The 17,017-nt window shown below is 67.5% G+C and carries 9 protein-coding genes and 1 pseudogene; 9 read left to right on the top strand and 1 reads right to left on the bottom strand.

The annotated features are described in order from the left end of the window. Nucleotides 1-10: 10 nt before the first annotated feature. Together CR919_RS01305 and CR919_RS01300 are read left to right on the top strand one after the other, a co-directional pair. Nucleotides 11-1,420 (top strand): sugar porter family MFS transporter, encoded by a 1,410-nt coding sequence (locus CR919_RS01305; RefSeq protein WP_099818469.1) that lies wholly within the window; start codon nt 11-13, stop codon nt 1,418-1,420. Further along, nucleotides 1,417-3,981: an exo 1,3/1,4-beta-D-glucan glucohydrolase gene (locus CR919_RS01300; protein WP_099818468.1), complete on the top strand. Its 2,565-nt coding sequence runs from the start codon at nt 1,417-1,419 to the stop codon at nt 3,979-3,981. The genes CR919_RS01305 and CR919_RS01300 overlap by 4 nt, the downstream gene beginning before the upstream one ends. 20 nt (nt 3,982-4,001) lie before the next feature. On the opposite strand, the gene CR919_RS01295 is transcribed toward CR919_RS01300, so the two are convergent. Continuing rightward, complete coding sequence (locus CR919_RS01295; RefSeq protein WP_099818467.1) at nt 4,002-5,060, bottom strand: LacI family DNA-binding transcriptional regulator; 1,059 nt, start codon at nt 5,058-5,060, stop codon at nt 4,002-4,004. 111 nt (nt 5,061-5,171) lie between these two features. Here CR919_RS01295 and CR919_RS01290 point away from each other — a divergent pair, with 111 nt between their 5' ends. The 7 genes and pseudogenes from CR919_RS01290 (at nt 5,172) to CR919_RS01265 (ending at nt 16,951) form a co-directional block, all read left to right on the top strand. Further along, nucleotides 5,172-7,286, top strand: a complete 2,115-nt coding sequence (locus CR919_RS01290) for an alpha-glucuronidase family glycosyl hydrolase (RefSeq protein WP_099818466.1) — start codon at nt 5,172-5,174, stop codon at nt 7,284-7,286. Beyond that, nucleotides 7,283-9,262, top strand: coding sequence for a sialate O-acetylesterase (locus CR919_RS01285; protein ID WP_099818465.1), 1,980 nt, complete (start codon nt 7,283-7,285; stop codon nt 9,260-9,262). The genes CR919_RS01290 and CR919_RS01285 overlap by 4 nt, the downstream gene beginning before the upstream one ends. Continuing rightward, nucleotides 9,262-10,953, top strand: coding sequence for a glycoside hydrolase family 43 protein (locus tag CR919_RS01280; RefSeq protein WP_099818464.1), 1,692 nt, complete (start codon nt 9,262-9,264; stop codon nt 10,951-10,953). Before CR919_RS01285 ends, CR919_RS01280 begins: the two co-directional genes overlap by 1 nt. Beyond that, nucleotides 10,953-13,622: a glycoside hydrolase family 3 C-terminal domain-containing protein gene (locus CR919_RS01275; protein WP_343124853.1), complete on the top strand. Its 2,670-nt coding sequence runs from the start codon at nt 10,953-10,955 to the stop codon at nt 13,620-13,622. The genes CR919_RS01280 and CR919_RS01275 overlap by 1 nt, the downstream gene beginning before the upstream one ends. A gap of 10 nt (nt 13,623-13,632) precedes the next feature. After that, a pseudogene (locus tag CR919_RS21310) lies at nt 13,633-15,102 on the top strand (MFS transporter); the annotation flags it as partial. Next, a complete protein-coding gene (locus CR919_RS21305) occupies nt 15,079-16,095 on the top strand; it encodes a glycoside hydrolase family 43 protein (RefSeq protein ID WP_343124854.1) in 1,017 nt (338 codons plus the stop codon). The pseudogene CR919_RS21310 and the gene CR919_RS21305, both read left to right, overlap by 24 nt. Continuing rightward, nucleotides 16,085-16,951, top strand: a complete 867-nt coding sequence (locus tag CR919_RS01265; RefSeq protein WP_099818461.1) for an aldose epimerase — start codon at nt 16,085-16,087, stop codon at nt 16,949-16,951. Before CR919_RS21305 ends, CR919_RS01265 begins: the two co-directional genes overlap by 11 nt. The last annotated feature ends 66 nt before the right edge of the window (nt 16,952-17,017 follow it).

The following is a 17,017-nucleotide window of genomic DNA, read 5'->3' as shown; positions in this document are numbered from 1 at the left end:
GGGCAGGGCAATGCAGCAGGCAATGAGCGGTGGAGAGAACACCCGATTGATCGTACTGATCAGCGTGGTGGCGACGATTGGCGGATTCCTGTTCGGGTTCGACAGCGGCGTGATCAACGGCACCCAGGACGGCCTGCACCAGGCGTTCAGGTCCGGCGAGTGGATGCAGGGGTTCGAGATCGCCTCGATGCTGCTGGGCTGTGCCGTCGGTGCCTTCAGTGCCGGCCGCCTGGCCGACCGTCTCGGTCGCCGCAATGTGCTGATCGTCTCGGCGGTGCTGTTCCTGCTGTCGGCGATCGGCGCAGGCGCCGCATCGTCCTCGGTGATGTTCGTCGCCGCGCGGGTGTTGGGAGGCTTCGCGGTGGGGGCCGCGAGCGTGATCTCGCCGGCCTACATCGCCGAAGTGGCACCGGCACGCTACCGTGGCCGCCTCGCCACGGTCCAGCAGATCGCCATCATCAGCGGGCTGACCGTCGCGTTCCTGTCCAACTACCTGCTGGCGGCCACCGCCGGTGCCTCCACCGAGGCGCTGTGGGGCGGCTATGCGGCGTGGCGCTGGATGTTCTGGATGCAGGCCGTGCCTTCGCTGCTGTTCCTGGCATTGCTGCTGACCATTCCGGAAAGCCCGCGCTACCTGATGGTGAAGCGCCGCAAGGACGAGGCACTGCAGGTGCTTGCGCGGCTGTACGGCGGTGCCGAGGCGCAGGCGAAGCTTGCCGAGATCGACGCTTCGCTGTCGACCGACCACCATCGGCCGCGGCTGTCTGACCTGCGCAGCAAGAGCACCGGCCGGATCCGCTCCATCGTCTGGGTGGGTATCGGCCTGGCCACCTTCCAGCAGCTGGTCGGCATCAACGTGGTCTTCTACTACGGTGCCGTGCTCTGGCAGGCCGTCGGCTTCTCCGAGAACGACGCATTGCTGATCAACGTGCTGTCCGGTGCGCTCAGCATCGGTGCGTGCATCGTCACCGTGCTGCTGATCGATCGCATCGGGCGCAAGCCGTTGTTGTGGGTGGGCTCGGCCGGCATGGCGGTGTCATTGGCGGTGCTGGTGGCGGCATTCGCCAGCGGCTCGTTGGTCGATACGCACCTGCAGCTGCCTGCAGGCATGGGCACGCTGGCGCTGGTGGCGGCCAATGCCTATGTCGTGTTCTTCAACATCTCGTGGGGACCGGTGATGTGGGTGATGCTGGGCGAAATGTTCCCCAACCAGATCCGCGGTTCGGGCCTGGCAGTGGCCGGTGCGGCGCAGTGGACCGCCAACTTCGCCGTTACCGTGACCTTCCCCATCCTGCTGGCCGGCACCGGGCTGGCAGCCACGTACAGCATCTACCTGGTGGCAGCGGTCATTTCGGTGTTCTTCGTGCTCAGGTACGTGCACGAAACCAAGGGCAAGGAACTGGAGCAGATGCAAGGATGAACGCAATGACCCATCGACACGTTGGCCGCGCCCATGCTGGCGTGCTGCTGACCACGCTGCTGCTGGCACTTACGGCCTGCGGCAAGGATGAGAAGGTTGCCGGACCTGCGGCCGCGACGGCGGATCCGTGGCCGCAGGTCGCCTGGCCGTTGGCCGAGGACCCCGCGCTGGAGAAGCGCATCACCGACCTGATGGCCACCCTGACGGTGGAGGAAAAGGTCGGCCAGCTGGTGCAGGGCGATATCGCCAGCATCACGCCCGACGACGTGCGCCGCTATCGGTTGGGCTCGGTCCTGGCCGGCGGCAATTCCGATCCCGGTGGCCGTTACGATGCCGCGCCGGCCGAATGGCTGGCGCTGGCCGATGCGTTCTACGCAGCGTCGATGGACACCTCCGCCGGTGGCAAAGCGATTCCGGTGCTGTTCGGCATTGATGCCGTGCACGGGCAGAGCAACATCATCGGCGCGACGCTGTTCCCGCACAACATCGGCCTGGGCGCGGCCCGCAACCCGGATCTGCTGCGCCGGATCGGCGAAGTCACCGCACTGGAGACCCGCGCGACCGGCATGGAGTGGGCATTCGCACCGACCGTGGCGGTACCGCAGGACGACCGCTGGGGGCGTACTTACGAGGGCTATTCCGAATCGCCCGAGGTGGTGGCCAGCTATGCCGGTGCAATGGTCGAAGGCCTGCAGGGCAAAGTGGGTACGCCCGCGTTCCTCGATGGTCGTCATGTGATCGCTTCGGTGAAGCACTTCCTCGGCGACGGCGGCACCACCGATGGCAAGGACCAGGGTGACACCCGGATCAGCGAAGCAGACCTGGTGCGCATCCACGCGGCCGGGTATCCACCGGCGATCGCGGCAGGCGCACAGACCGTCATGGCGTCCTTCAACAGCGTCAACGGCGAAAAAATGCATGGTCACAGGCAGTACCTGACCGATGCGTTGAAGGGCCGCATGCACTTCGGTGGGTTCGTGGTGGGCGACTGGAACGGACATGGACAGGTCAAGGGATGCACGACCACCGATTGCCCGGCCACCATCAATGCAGGGCTGGACATGGCCATGGCCTCGGACAGCTGGAAAGGCTTCTACGAAACCACGCTGGCTGCAGTGAAGAACGGCACCATCAGCCAGCAGCGGCTGGATGAAGCCGTGCGCCGGATCCTGCGGGTGAAGATGCGACTGGGTCTGTTCGAGGCCGGCAAGCCATCCGCGCGCGCGGTCGGCGGGCAGTTCGCCCTGATCGGTGCACCGGAACATCGCGCCCTCGCGCGGCAGGCCGTGCGCGAATCACTGGTAATGCTGAAGAACCAGGGCGGTGTACTGCCGTTGTCCCCCCGCCAGCGCATCCTGGTCGCCGGTGATGGTGCCAACGACGTGGGCAAGCAGGCCGGTGGCTGGACGTTGAACTGGCAGGGAACCGGCACCACGCGCAAGGACTTCCCCAACGCAGACACGATCTACGAGGGTATCGCCCAACAGGCGTCCGCCGCAGGTGGCGAGGCAGTGCTTGCCGTCGATGGGAAATATGTGACGAAGCCGGACGTGGCCGTGGTGGTATTCGGCGAGAGCCCGTACGCCGAGTTCCAGGGCGATCTGCCGACCCTGGCGTACAAGCCGGGCGATGACGCGGATCTTGCCCTGATCAAACGGCTGAAGGCCGACGGCATCCCTGTGGTGGCCGTGTTCCTGAGCGGACGCCCGCTGTGGGTCAACCGCGAGATCAACGCCGCGGATGCGTTCGTTGCAGCGTGGCTGCCCGGCTCGGAAGGTGCCGGCGTTGCCGACGTTCTGCTGCGCAAGGCTGATGGCAGCGTGCAGCACGATTTCAAGGGCAGGTTGAGCTTCAGCTGGCCGCGCACGGCCACGCAGTACGCCAACAACGTGGGGCAGCAGGGTTACGACCCGCAGTTCGCTTTCGGCTTCGGACTGTCCTACGCCGACAACGGCGATCTGGCAGCCCTGCCGGAAGTCTCCGGCGTGACTGGCAACGAAGGCGCCACCGGCGTGTTCTTCGCGCGCGGCGAAGTCGGTTCAGGCATGGCCCTGCGCCTGCAGAACGGCACGGGGCAGGGCGTCACGGTCACCAAGGTGCCGGAGGCCCTGGAGGGCGATCTGCTCAAGGTCACTGGCGTGGACCATCTGGCGCAGGAGGACGGTCGCCGCCTTGCATGGTCGGGCAAGGCGGAGGCAGTTGCCACGCTGCAGTCGCACACAGCGCTGGACCTGCAGCGCGAAAGCAACGGCGACCTGATGCTGCTGACCACACTGCGGGTGGAGTCTGCACCCCGCGGCGAGGCATGGTTGGCAGTGGGCTGCGGCACTGGCTGCTCGGCCCGCATTGCGCTCACGCCGACGCTGGCAACGCTGCCGGTGGGCCAATGGACGCGCGTGGGCGTGCCGCTGAAGTGCCTGGCGGCCGCTGGCGCGGATGTCGGCAAGCTGGATCGCCCGTGGTCGATCGGAACGGCGGGGGCGATGACACTGTCGGTGTCACGTGTCGCACTGGGCGCTCTGAATGAAGCAGAGACCACCATCGGCTGCGCGGGCGCGTGACCGTGACGCCACGCACTGCGCTATCGGGAACCAGGCGGGCGTGCGACCGAGTCGCGCACCACCAGCCGGTGCGGCACCACGTGGTCGATCAGCACCCGCTCGCCGCCGGTGCGGCGGCGGATGGTGCGCAGCAGGATATCGATGGCCGCGTCGGCCATCGAGGCGATCGGCTGATGGATGGTGGTGAGCTCAGGCCAGACCGTGGTGGCCGCCGAGCTGTCATCGAAGCCCACCACCGACAGGTCGCGGGGTACCTCCAGCCCACGGCGGTGGGCAACGGAGATTGCCGCCGCGCCCATATCGTCATTGCTGGCGAAGATCGCAGTGGGTGGCCGAGGCTGGCACAGCAGCTTCTCAGCAGCGGCGAGCCCGGAGCGGTAGGTGTAGTCGCCCTGTTCGACCAGGGCGGGGTCGACCTCCAGCCCGGCGTCGTGCAGCGCGCTGACAAAGCCGTCATAGCGCCGCGCGCTCGCGCTGAGATCGGTACGCCCGCAGATGAAGCCGATGCGGCGGTGACCATGCTGGATCAGGTGTTCGGCCAGTTCCCTGCCAGCGTGGAAGTCGTCGATGCGCACGCAGGAAACGCCGTTGCCAAGGTGACCTGGCGCGATCGCAACCACCGGGATACCGGCCCTGACCAGCTCGGTCACCACGGGCTTCGATTCGCACAGCGGCGGCGGCAGGATGACGCCGTCCACCCGCCCGGCAAGGGCACGCGCGGCCTTGCGCTGGGCGGCGGGGCCCGGCTCGTCCCAGTAGTCGATGACCAGCTGGATGGCAGCGTTGGACGCTACCCGCAGCAGGCCGACCAGCAGTTCGCGCAGGTAGGCACCGCTGGGGTCGGTGTAGATCAGTGCAATACGCGTGTGCTGCGCGGCGGCCAACGAACTGGCGGCGAGGTTGGGCGTATAGCCCAGTTCACGCACTGCGCGCATCACGCGCTCGCGGGTGACGTCGCGCACCTTGCCCTGGTTGATCGCCCGCGACACCGTCATCGGCGACACTCCGGCCAGGGCTGCCACCTCGTCGATCGTCACGCCACTGGTTTTGCGGCGGACCGATTTCTTCGGCTTGTCCAATACGCGCTCCCGTTCTTCTTTGTGACGCTGCTGCATCCAGCGCACGCGCCGAGCTTACAAGGTTTGCTGGCCACCCTGCGGTTCCGTTTCGATGGCGAGCGGTGTCATTGGATGTTCGCCAGCGTGCTGGCGTTGCTGGCCTGCATGGGCAACGCACGCGCAGAGGATGGCTACGCGCTGTGGATGCGTTACGCCCCGCTCGAGCCGACGCTCGCTGCCCACTACCGCACCCGCCTGGGGCAGGTGGTGGCCCCTGATCAGACGGCCACGCAGCGCGCCGCGCGCGATGAGCTGGAGCGTGGACTCGGCGGACTGCTCGGCAGCGATCCGCAGGCACCGGGTACGGCGGCCATCGGTCCCGCGCTGGTGCTGGGTACTCCGCAGTCGTCAGCGTTGATCGCACCGTTGCGGGCGCAGTTGCAGTCACTGGGCGAGGAGGGCTACCTGCTCAAGCGCACACGGGTGGGCCAGCGCGATGTGCTGCTGGTCGCCGCATCACGGGATATCGGCGTGCTGTATGGCGTGTTCCATCTGCTGCGGCTGCTGCAGACGGGCGCGAGGATCGATGCCCTCGATGTGCGTCAATCGCCACGGCTTCGGCTGCGCGTGCTCAACCATTGGGACAACCTCGACGGGTATGTGGAGCGCGGCTATGCAGGCCAGTCACTGTGGGACTGGCAGACGCTGCCGGAATGGCGCGACCCGCGCTACACCGACTACGCACGTGCCAATGCGTCCGTAGGCATCAACGGCACCGTGCTCAACAACGTGAATTCAAACGCACAGAGTCTTGCGCCGCAGTATCTCGACAAAGCGGCAACACTGGCGGATCTGTTCCGGCCGTACGGCATTCGCGTCTACCTGAGCGCACGCTTCAGCGCACCCATCGAGCTGGGCGGGCTCGACACCGCCGATCCGCTCGACCCGGGCGTGCAGCGCTGGTGGCGGGACAAGGCCGCCGAGATCTATGCACGCATTCCCGATTTCGGCGGCTTCCTGGTGAAAGCCAATTCGGAAGGGCAGCCCGGCCCGCAGGACTATGGCCGCTCGCACGCCGACGGCGCCAACCTGCTGGCCGATGCACTGGCCCCGCACGGTGGCGTGGTGATGTGGCGCGCCTTCGTCTATGCGCACGACGTTCCCGCCGACCGGGCCACGCAGGCCTACAGCGAATTTGCCGGCCTGGACGGCGCCTTCCGCCCGAACGTAGTCCTGCAGGTGAAGAACGGGCCCATCGACTTCCAGCCGCGTGAGCCGTTCCATCCGCTGTTCGGGGCCATGCCGCGCACGCCACTGATGATGGAAGTGCAGATCACCAAGGAATACCTGGGCTTCGCCACGCATCTGGTTTACCTGGGGCCGTTGTACGAGGAAGTGCTGCGGGCCGACACCCGCGCACGCGGCAAAGGTTCCACCGTGGCGCGATCCCTGGCCGGCATGGCCGGCGTCGCCAACATCGGCACCGATCGCACCTGGAGTGGATCGCATTACGACCAGGCCAACTGGTACGCCTTCGGGCGCCTTGCGTGGGATCCGCGGCAATCGGCCGGGGACATCGCGGCAGATTGGGCGGCGCTGACCTTCTCGGCCGATCCCGGCGTGGTGCAGCCCATTGTCGGGATGATGATGGCCTCGCGCGAGGCCGCGGTGAACTACATGACCCCGCTGGGCCTGCACCATCTGATGGCGCGGGGACACCACCATGGTCCGGGTCCGTGGGTCGATGGCGGCCCACGCGCGGACTGGACGTCGGTGTACTACCACCGTGCGGATCACAGCGGCATCGGCTTCGACCGCACCGCAGGCGGCAGCAATGCCGTGGCCCAGTATTCCCCCGGCGTGGCTGAGCAGTATGGCGACCTGGCGCGGGTTCCAGCGCCGCTGCTGCTGTGGTTCCACCACGTGCCGTGGGACCACCGCATGGCCTCGGGGCGGACACTGTGGGACGAGCTGGTCGCGCGCTACTCGCAGGGGGTACGGCAGGTGCAGGGCATGCAGGGCACCTGGGCAGGGCTGCAGGGCAGGGTGGATGCACAACGGCATGCGCAGGTCGCGGCCTTCCTGCGTATCCAGCTGCGCGAAGCACAGTGGTGGCGCGATGCCAGCGTGGCGTACTTCCAGTCGGTGAGCGGCAGGCCGTTGCCCGCAGGCGAAGCCGCGCCGCCGCATCCGCTGGCCTGGTACCAGGCGTTGCAGTTTCCGTCCGCACCGGGAGATGGGCGATGAAGCCGACGTCGTGGGTGGGCTGGATGCTGGTGGTCGCCATGGGCGGCTGTGCCACGAATGCAGCGGCGCAGGAACCAGGGATGGCGCTGCTGCATCCGTTGTTCCAGGATCACGCCGTGCTGCAGCGTGAGCAGCCGGTTCCGGTATGGGGCCGGGCCGCGCCAGGTGCCACGGTTTCGGTGACCGTTGCAGGGCGGACGGTCAGCACCCACGCGGCAGCCGACGGCCGCTGGCAGGCAACGCTGCCGTCCATGGCCGCCGGCGGCCCCCATGCAATGTCGGTGCGTGCGGGGGACGCAACCCAGATCGTGCACGACGTGCAGATCGGCGACGTCTGGTTGTGTTCCGGGCAGTCGAACATGGAACTGCCGGTGCGGCGCACGCTGGACGCAGACAGCGAGATCGCCAGCGCCACGCAACCGAAGATCCGCCTGTTCACCGTACCGAAGGCGGCGGCGGTTTCACCACAGAGTGATTTTCCGGCGTCTGTGGCATGGCATATGGCGGCGCCGGACACGGTGCGCGACTTTTCCGCTGCGTGCTTCTACTTTGCGCGCGAACTGCAGAAGACGGTCGATGTCCCCATGGGCTTGATCCAGGCGGCGTGGGGCGGTTCGCGCATCGAGGCCTGGACCAGCACCGATGCCCTGCGCATGCAGGGCGGCATGGGGCCAGCACTGGACGTGCTCGCCTTGTCTGCCCGCGATCCCGCAGCGGCAAACGCCCGCTGGGGCCAGCACTGGCAACACTGGTGGACAACACGCGAAGGTGCCGCCGCCGATACGCCCTGGCAGCCCGGCACCGACAGCAGCGGATGGCAACGCGCACCGGCCACGCTCGGCGCGTGGGAGCGCTGGGGTGTGCCGGCGCTGGCCGGCTACAACGGCATGGCCTGGTACCGCACCCAGGTGACCCTGACGGCCGCGCAGGCCGGCAAGCACGCGTGGCTTGAGCTGGGTCCCGTCGACGAGACGGACATGACCTGGGTGAACGGCGTCGCCGTGGGCAGCCAGTACGGCGCGGGTGAGCGGCGGACGTATGCGCTGCCGCCCGGGTTGCTGAAGGCCGGTGCCAACACGGTGGTGATCAATGTCCTGGACACCTACGGTGAGGGTGGGCTTGCAGGGCCCGCAAGTGCGCACGCCATCCGCCTGGATGACGGTACACGCATCGCGCTGGATGCGCGCTGGCAGTATCGGATGGCGCCCGGTGTACAGGCGCCGCCGCTGGCACCGTGGCATGCCGCTACAGGACTGTCGACGCTGTACAACGGCATGATTTCGCCACTGGGCGGCTATGGCCTGCGCGGCGTGCTGTGGTACCAGGGTGAATCCAATACCGGCGACGCAATGGCATACCTCGCACGCCTGCGCAGCCTGCGCGACGACTGGCGGAGACGGTTCGGCGCGCACACGCCGCTGCTGCTGGTGCAACTGGCCGGCTATGGCCAGCCAGCCGTGGCGCCGGTTGAAAGTGGCTGGGCGCAGGTGCGCCAAGCGCAGCGGCTCGCTGCGGTGGAAGACCCGCGCACCGGGCTGGCGGTGGCCATCGACATCGGCGATGCCTACGACATCCACCCGCCGAACAAGCAGGAAGTGGGCCGGCGACTGGCGCGGGCAGCGCGTCATGTGGTCTACAGCGAGCGCGGCGTAGCGCCGTCCGGCCCGATAGCGCGCCAGGCATCGGCCACGCGGGCCGGTGTACGCATCGCGTTCGACGACGTGGCCGGCGCTCTGGTCACGACCGGCGCGAACGGTCCCATCGGCTTCGAGCTGTGCGACGCCGATGCGCGCCACTGCCACTACGCCGACGCGGTGCTGGACGGTCACGACGTCGTGCTGCGCGGCGCCGAGACCGTTTTCGCCGCCCGCGTGCGCTACTGCTGGGCCGATGGCCCGGTGTGCACCCTGCACGACAGCAGCGGCGCGCCCGCCGGTCCCTTCGAGCTTTCCATTTCTCCTGCGGAGGTTCCCTGATGCGCCTGCTGCTGGCCTCACTGCTCGTGTTGTCTTCATTCCTGCCGCAGGCGTGGGCAGCGGCGCCTGCGCCGCCGGTCTACTTCGACTGGTTCGAGTACCGCGGTCGCGACGCGGCATTCGATGCGCCGTTGCCGGCCGGACACTATCGCAACCCCATTCTTGCCGGGTTCCATGCCGACCCCAGCGTCGTCGCCGCAAACGGGCGCTTCTATCTGGTCAACTCCAGCTTCACCTACTTCCCGGGCATCCCGGTGTTCGAAAGCGTGGACCTGGTGCACTGGAAGCAGATCGGCAACGTGATCGACCGGCCATCGCAGCTGGACTTCGACGGCCTGGGCGTGTCGCGTGGCATCTTCGCACCGGCCATCAGTTACCACGACGGCATGTTCTACGTGGTCACCACGGCCGTCGACAGCGGCGGCAATTTCATCGCGACCGCGCGCGATCCCGCCGGTCCCTGGTCCGATCCGCACTGGCTGCCCGGCATCGACGGCATCGATCCGTCGTTGTTCTTCGACAATGACGGCACCGTGTATCTGCTCAACAACGATGTACCGCCCGGCCCGCCACGCTACGAGGGCCACCGTGCCATCTGGATGCAGCAGATCGATCTGGAGCGTTTCACCCCGGTGGGACCGCGCAGGGTGTTGATCGACGGCGGGGTGGAGCCGGCCAGGAACCCGATCTGGATCGAGGGGCCGCACCTCTACAGGCGCGATGGCTGGTACTACCTCTCCGATGCGGAAGGCGGCACCGGCCCGCAGCACTCGCAGGTGGTGCTGCGCAGCCGCGAGGTGTGGGGGCCTTACGTGCCATATGCGGGCAATCCGATTCTCACCCAGCGCGACCTGCCCGATGGCAGGCCACTGCCGATCACCAATGCCGGGCATGCCGATCTGGTGGAAGGTCCGGACGGCTCCTGGTGGGCGGTGTTCCTTGCCAGCCGCAACTACGACATCCGCCACTACAACACCGGGCGCGAGACCTATCTGCTGCCGGTGCAATGGCAGGACGGCTGGCCGGTGATCCTGCCGGCCAACCAGGCCATTCCGTATGCGGCCAGAGCGCCCTCGTGGATGCAGGGCGAGGCGTCGCAGGCGCCGTCCACCGGCAACTTCATCGAGCGCGACGAATTCGATGCGCCGACACTCGGCAGCGGCTGGCTGCGCGTGCGCGTCCCCAAGCAGCCGTGGGCCGACCTGCGTGAGCGGCCGGGGGCGTTGGCTGTGCATCCGCTGGCGGAGAACCTGGACACACTGCGCAACCCCGCGTTCCTCGGCCGACGCCAGCAGCACCTGCGCTTCGAGGCCAGTACCGATATGACCCGCCCGGCAGCAGGCGTGGCCGCCGGCCTGGCAGCTTTCCAGAACGAGACGCACTGGTACTTCCTGGGCGTCCGCAGCATTGGCGCTGATCGCGTGGCGGTCTTTCTCGAAGCGCGCGACGGCAGCGGCGATGCCCGCACACTGGCAACCCGTGAGGCGATGGCGACCGCGTCGCTGCGCCTGAAGATCGCCGGTGACGAAGGCCGCTATGCGTTCGCCTTCGACAGCGGCGACGGGCGTGGCTGGCAGACACTGGCCGATGACGTGGACGGAACGGTATTGAGTACGGATCGTGCAGGCGGCTTCGTCGGCGCCCTGCTGGGACCATTCGCGCGCGACGAGCGTGCCCTGAGGAGCAAATGATGACGCGCACTCCCATCTTCCGCACGCTGGCCCTGTGCGCTGCCATCGCGCTGGCAACGACCGGTCACGCTACCGGACCTGCGCCCTGGCTCGACACCTCGGCCAGCGTTGAAACCCGCGCCGCCGCCCTGGTCGCACGGATGACCCTGGAGGAGAAGGCAGCGCAGATGCAGAACGCCGCGCCCGCAATCGAGCGCCTGGGCGTTCCCGCGTACGACTGGTGGAACGAGGGCCTGCATGGCGTGGCGCGGGCAGGGCAGGCAACCGTGTTTCCGCAGGCCATCGGCCTGGCGGCCACGTTCGATGTGCCGCTGATGGGGCAGGTTGCCAGCACCATCAGCGACGAGGCCCGTGCCAAGCACCACCAGTTCCTCCGCGAAGGCTCGCATGGCCGCTATCAGGGGCTGACCTACTGGTCACCGAACATCAACATCTTCCGAGACCCGCGATGGGGCCGCGGCCAGGAAACCTACGGCGAGGACCCGTACCTCACCGCCCGCATGGGCGTGGCCTTCGTGCACGGCCTGCAGGGTGACGACCCGGTGTACCGCAAGCTCGACGCCACCGCCAAGCACCTGGCCGTGCACAGCGGCCCCGAAGCTGATCGCCACCACTTCGATGCCCGCCCCAGCAAGCGCGACCTGTATGACACCTACCTGCCGGCGTTCGAGGCGCTGGTGAAGGAGGGGCAGGTGGACGCGGTGATGGGGGCCTACAACCGGGTGTATGGCGAGTCCGCCAGCGCCAGCCGCTTCCTTCTGCGCGATGTGCTGCGCCGCGATTGGGGCTTCAAGGGCTACGTGGTATCCGACTGCTGGGCCATCGTCGACATCTGGAAGCATCACCGGATCGTTCCCAGCCGCGAGGCTGCTGCCGCGTTGGCGGTCAGGAACGGCACCGAACTGGAGTGCGGCCAGGAATACGCCACGCTGCCAGCCGCCGTACGGCAGGGCCTGATCAGCGAGGCGGAGATCGACGATGCGGTGACCCGCCTGTTCGCCGCGCGGATGCGGCTGGGCATGTTCGACCCGCCCGAGCGCGTGCGCTGGGCGCGGATTCCCGCGTCGGTCAACCAGGCCCCGGCGCATGATGCGCTGGCCCTGAAGGCCGCCCAGGAATCGCTGGTATTGCTGAAGAACGATGGCGTGCTGCCGCTGTCGCGCACCCTCAAGCGCATCGCCGTGATCGGCCCCACCGCCGATGACACCATGGCACTGCTGGGCAACTACTTCGGCACCCCAGCCGCGCCGGTCACCCTGCTGCAGGGCATCCGCGATGCCGCCAAGGGCATCGAGGTGAGCTACGCACGCGGCGTGGACCTGGTTGAAGGGCGCGACGATCCCAGCGCCACGCCCTTGATCGAAGCGACCTACCTGCGCCCCTCGGCCGATTCCCCGGAGCGCGGCCTGCGTGGCGAGTACTTCCGTACCGCTGATCTTTCCGGCACGCCGGCGCTGGTGCGCACCGATGCCCAGATCGGATTCCGCTGGGACCGGGGCTCTCCCACCGACAACCTGCTGGCCCGTGGTGAAGCCGCGCCGGGGCAGGGCATCCCCAGCGATGGTTTCAGCATCCGCTGGAGTGGCCAGCTGCTGCCGCCCGTCTCGGGGCGCTACCGGATCGAGGCGGCTGCCGACGATGGTTTCCGCCTCTACGTGGACGGCAAGCGGGTGCTCGACCACTGGGCCAACAGCGATCGCCTGCGCGGCGATGGCGTGGACCTGGACCTGCAGGCCGGCCGCGCCTATGACCTGAGGCTTGAGTACTTCGACGCCGAGCGCGACGCCGGTGTCCGCCTGGGGTGGCGCATGCCCGGTGCCAAGCCGCCGTTCGAAGCGGCGCTGGAGGCCGCGCGCAACGCCGACGTGGTGGTGTTCGTGGGCGGCCTCACCGGCGATGTCGAAGGCGAAGAAATGAAGGTCAACTACCCGGGCTTCGCCGGCGGGGACCGTACCGACCTGCGCCTGCCCGCGCCACAGCGCACGCTGCTGGAAGCGCTGCACGCCACTGGCAAGCCGGTGGTGATTGTGCTCACTGGTGGCTCGGCGATGGCGGTGGAGTGGGCGCAGCAGAATCTGTCCGCCATCCTGATGAGCTGGTATCCCGGCCAGCGCGGTGGCACCGCCGTCGGCCAGGCGCTGTTCGGCGAAGTCAATCCCGGCGGGCGCCTGCCGGTGACCTTCTACAGGGCGGATGACACATTGCCCGCGTTCGACGACTACACGATGGAAGGCCGTACCTACCGCTACTTCCGCGGCACGCCGCTGTATCCATTCGGTCATGGGCTGTCCTATACCCGGTTCGACTACGGCAGGCTGCAGCTTGATTCGGCGCGCATCACCCACGACGGCAAGCTCAGGGTTCAGGTCGAGATAGCCAACACCGGCAAGCGTGCCGGCGACGAAGTGGTCCAGCTGTATGTACGGCGGCTGGAGGCGGGTCCCGGCGACGCACGCCAGACATTGCGCGGCTTCCAGCGCGTCCACCTGGCCGCCGGCGAGCGGCGCACCGTAGCGTTCGATCTGCAGGCACAGCAGGACCTGCGCCAGTATGACGAAGCGCGCGGCGGCTATGCGGTGCCGGCGGGTGCGTATGAAGTGAGGGTGGGAAGCTCCAGCGCCGACATCCGTGCGAAGGTCGGGTTCCGCGTGGAGGCCAACCGTGACTGATGCACGTCGCATGGAAAGCACCGGGCACACGCTGTCCATCCGGGAGAAGCTCGGCTACAGCCTGGGCGACCTCGCGGCGAACCTGATCTTCCAGACGCTGATCACGTACCTCGCGTTCTTCTACACCGATGTGTTCCGGCTGCCGCCGGCCACGGCCGCAACGATCATCTTCGTGATCGGCGTGCTCGGGGCGTTCGTGTTCACTCCATTGATCGGCATCGCCGCCGACCGGACGGCCAGCCGGTGGGGCAAGTTCCGGCCGTGGATCCTGTGGACAGCACTTCCATTCGGGGCGCTGTCGCTGCTTGCTTTCAGCACCCCCGACCTGGCGCCGCGCGGCAAGATCATCTACGCCGTGACCACCTACGGCCTGCTGATGCTCGTGTATGCGGCCAACAACCTGCCGTATTCGGCGCTCAGCGGCGTGCTCACCGGCAGCATGGCCCAGCGCAACAGCCTGTCGGCCTACCGCTTCGTGGCGGTGATGGTCGCGCAGTTCATCATCCAGGTGCTGCTGTTGCCCCTGGTGTTGATCCTCGGCGACGGCGACCGCGTGCTGGGCTTCGAGCGGGTCATGACCGTGTTCGCGGCAGTGGGAACGGCGTTCTTCCTGATCACCTTCGCCACCACGCGCGAGCGCATCGTACCGGCGAAGGAACAGACCGCCGGCGTGCTGCAGGATCTGTCCGACCTGCTGCGCAACCGACCATGGCAGGTGATGCTGGCCCTCACCATCCTGGTTTTCATCAACCTGTCCCTGAAGGGCGGCACCTACGTCTACTACTTCCAGTACTACATGAGCGAAGCCGCCTTGGCGGGTTTTCTCGACAGCTCCGGGTTCAACCGCTTCATCGCTGCCGTCAACGCGGCGCTCAACGGCATGGGCCTGTCCGGGTTCGCCTGGCCGAAGGACCCGGCAACGTCGGCATTCAGCCTGTTCAACGCCTGCGGCATCGTCTGCATGATCCTGGGCATCGGCGTATCGCGCCGCCTGGCCGACCGGTTCGGCAAGCGTGATGTCTTTGGTGGTGCACTGCTGGTGTCCACCGTGTTCCTGCTGGCGTTCTATTTCTTTCCGCCCACGGCGGTTGCCGTGGCTTTCGCTGCCTTCATGCTGCACGGGTTCTGCTACGGCATCACCATCCCGCTGCTGTGGGCGATGATCGCCGACGTCGCCGACTATTCCGAATGGAAGAACCACCGCCGTGCCACCGCGATCGTCTTCTCGGCAATGCTGTGTGGCCTGAAGATCGGGCTCAGCATCGGTGGTGCGCTGGTCGCCGGCATCCTCGCCCATCATGGCTACCAGGCAGGCGCCCCGCAGCAGCCGCAGGCCGTGGTGGACGGCATCCGCCTGACGGTAAGCGTGTACTGCTCCCTGCCGTTCCTGGCTGCAGTAGCGCTGCTTTTCCTCTACGAGATCAACAAGCGCATGGAGACCCGCATCGAGCAGGACCTGCAGTCGCGGCGACAGGGCAGCCGTCTGGACCAGCTGGCAGCACACGCCATCTCGCAACCACTGGTAACGCACATCTACACCGCCGACCCTTCGGCGCACGTATTCGAGGGGCGGCTGTACATCTATCCGTCGCACGACATCGACAGCGGCGCGCCCTTCGACGATGAGGGCGGGCACTTCGGCATGCAGGACTACCATGTGCTGCGGATGGACACGCCCGACGGCGAGGCCAGTGACTGCGGCGTGGCGCTGCATGTGCGCGACGTGCCATGGGCCAGCCGGCAGATGTGGGCGCCGGACGCCGCCTGCCGCGATGGCCGCTACTACCTGTACTTCCCGGCCAAGGATGCCGACGGCATGTTCCGCATCGGCGTTGCGGCGGCGGATCGGCCGGAGGGCCCGTTCACTGCCGAGCCCGAGCCCATCGAGGGCGCGTACTCGATCGACCCGGCCGTGTTCGAGGACGACGACGGCACGCACTACCTCTGTTTCGGTGGCATCTGGGGTGGCCAGCTGCAGAAGTACCGGGACAACCGCTACGACCCGGCGCATGAAGAACCTGCCGGCGACGCGCCGGCACTGGGCCCGCGTATCGCGCGACTGGACGCGAGCATGACCCGGTTGGCCGAAGCCACGCGCGAGATCGTCATCCTGGACGGGCACGGACAGCCACTGCGCGCCGATGACCACGCACGCCGATTCTTTGAAGGGCCGTGGCTGCACAAATACCAGGGCCGGTATTACCTGTCGTACTCCACCGGCGATACGCACCTGCTGTGCTACGCCACCAGCGACAGCCCGTACGGACCGTACACCTATCGCGGCGTGATCCTCACGCCCGTGGTGGGCTGGACCACCCATCACTCCATCTGTGCGTTCCGGGGGCAGTGGTACCTGTTCTACCACGACGCGCTGTTGTCGGGCGGGGTCACCCACCTGCGTTCGGTCAAGTGCACGCCGCTGCACATGGAAGCAGACGGCAGCATCCGGACCATCGATCCCTATGGCGCCTGAGACATCTCCGCAGGATGATGCGCAGGCCGCGATGCCTGCCGGTCCACTGCATTGGTTGCGGGCAGGCAGGCTGGAAGTGGCAGTGGCACCGGAGGCGGGTGGACGCATCGCGCGGATCCGTTTCGACGGTGTGGAATGGCTGATCGGCGAACAGCAGGAGGCGGCCGCCATCGGCTGGGGGTGCTATCCAATGGTCCCTTGGGCCGGGCGCATCCGGCAGGGACGCTTCAGCTTCGACGGCAGGCCCTATCAGCTGCCGGTCAACTTTGGAGTGCACGCCATCCATGGCGTTGGCTTTTCACGGCCCTGGCGTATCGACCGCCTTGAATCGGACGGCGCGTCGCTGTCGTTGGACCTTCCCGAGGATGGCTATTGGCCCTTCGGGGGCAGGGCATCGCAGCACATCCACGTGCAGCCCGACTGCCTGCAACTGCGCCTGGCCGTACAGGCAGGCGACACACCGATGCCGGCCGTGCTCGGCTGGCACCCGTGGTTCCGCAAGCCGGACCGGTTGCTGTTCGCGCCAGCCGCGATGTACCCCCGCGACGGAGAGGGCATCGCCGTCCTGCCCTGCGTCGATCCGGCGCAAGGCCCTTGGGACGACTGCTTCATCAACCATCGCGAGGTCACGCTGGTTTCCGCCGGCCAGCGGCTGCGACTGCGCGCCGACACCGATCACTGGGTGGTCTATGACGGCGCCGCGCACGCCACCTGCGTGGAGCCACAGACAGGCCCGCCGGATGGGTTCACGTTGGCGCCCACCCGGTTGCAGCCGGGACAGCAACTGGAACTGCACTTCGAGTTGCGCTGGGAGATCGACACCGGTGGCAAGCACCGGCCATTGACCTGTTGTTGACGTGCAGATGCCAGACTCGCAGGCAAACGGATGTCTGGGCGCATGGCAGGGGAGATGATCGGGAGA

Source organism: Stenotrophomonas sp. LMG 10879 (assembly GCF_002750935.1).
Lineage (GTDB): Bacteria > Pseudomonadota > Gammaproteobacteria > Xanthomonadales > Xanthomonadaceae > Stenotrophomonas > Stenotrophomonas lactitubi_B.
This window is presented reverse-complemented; position numbering and strand designations above follow the sequence as displayed.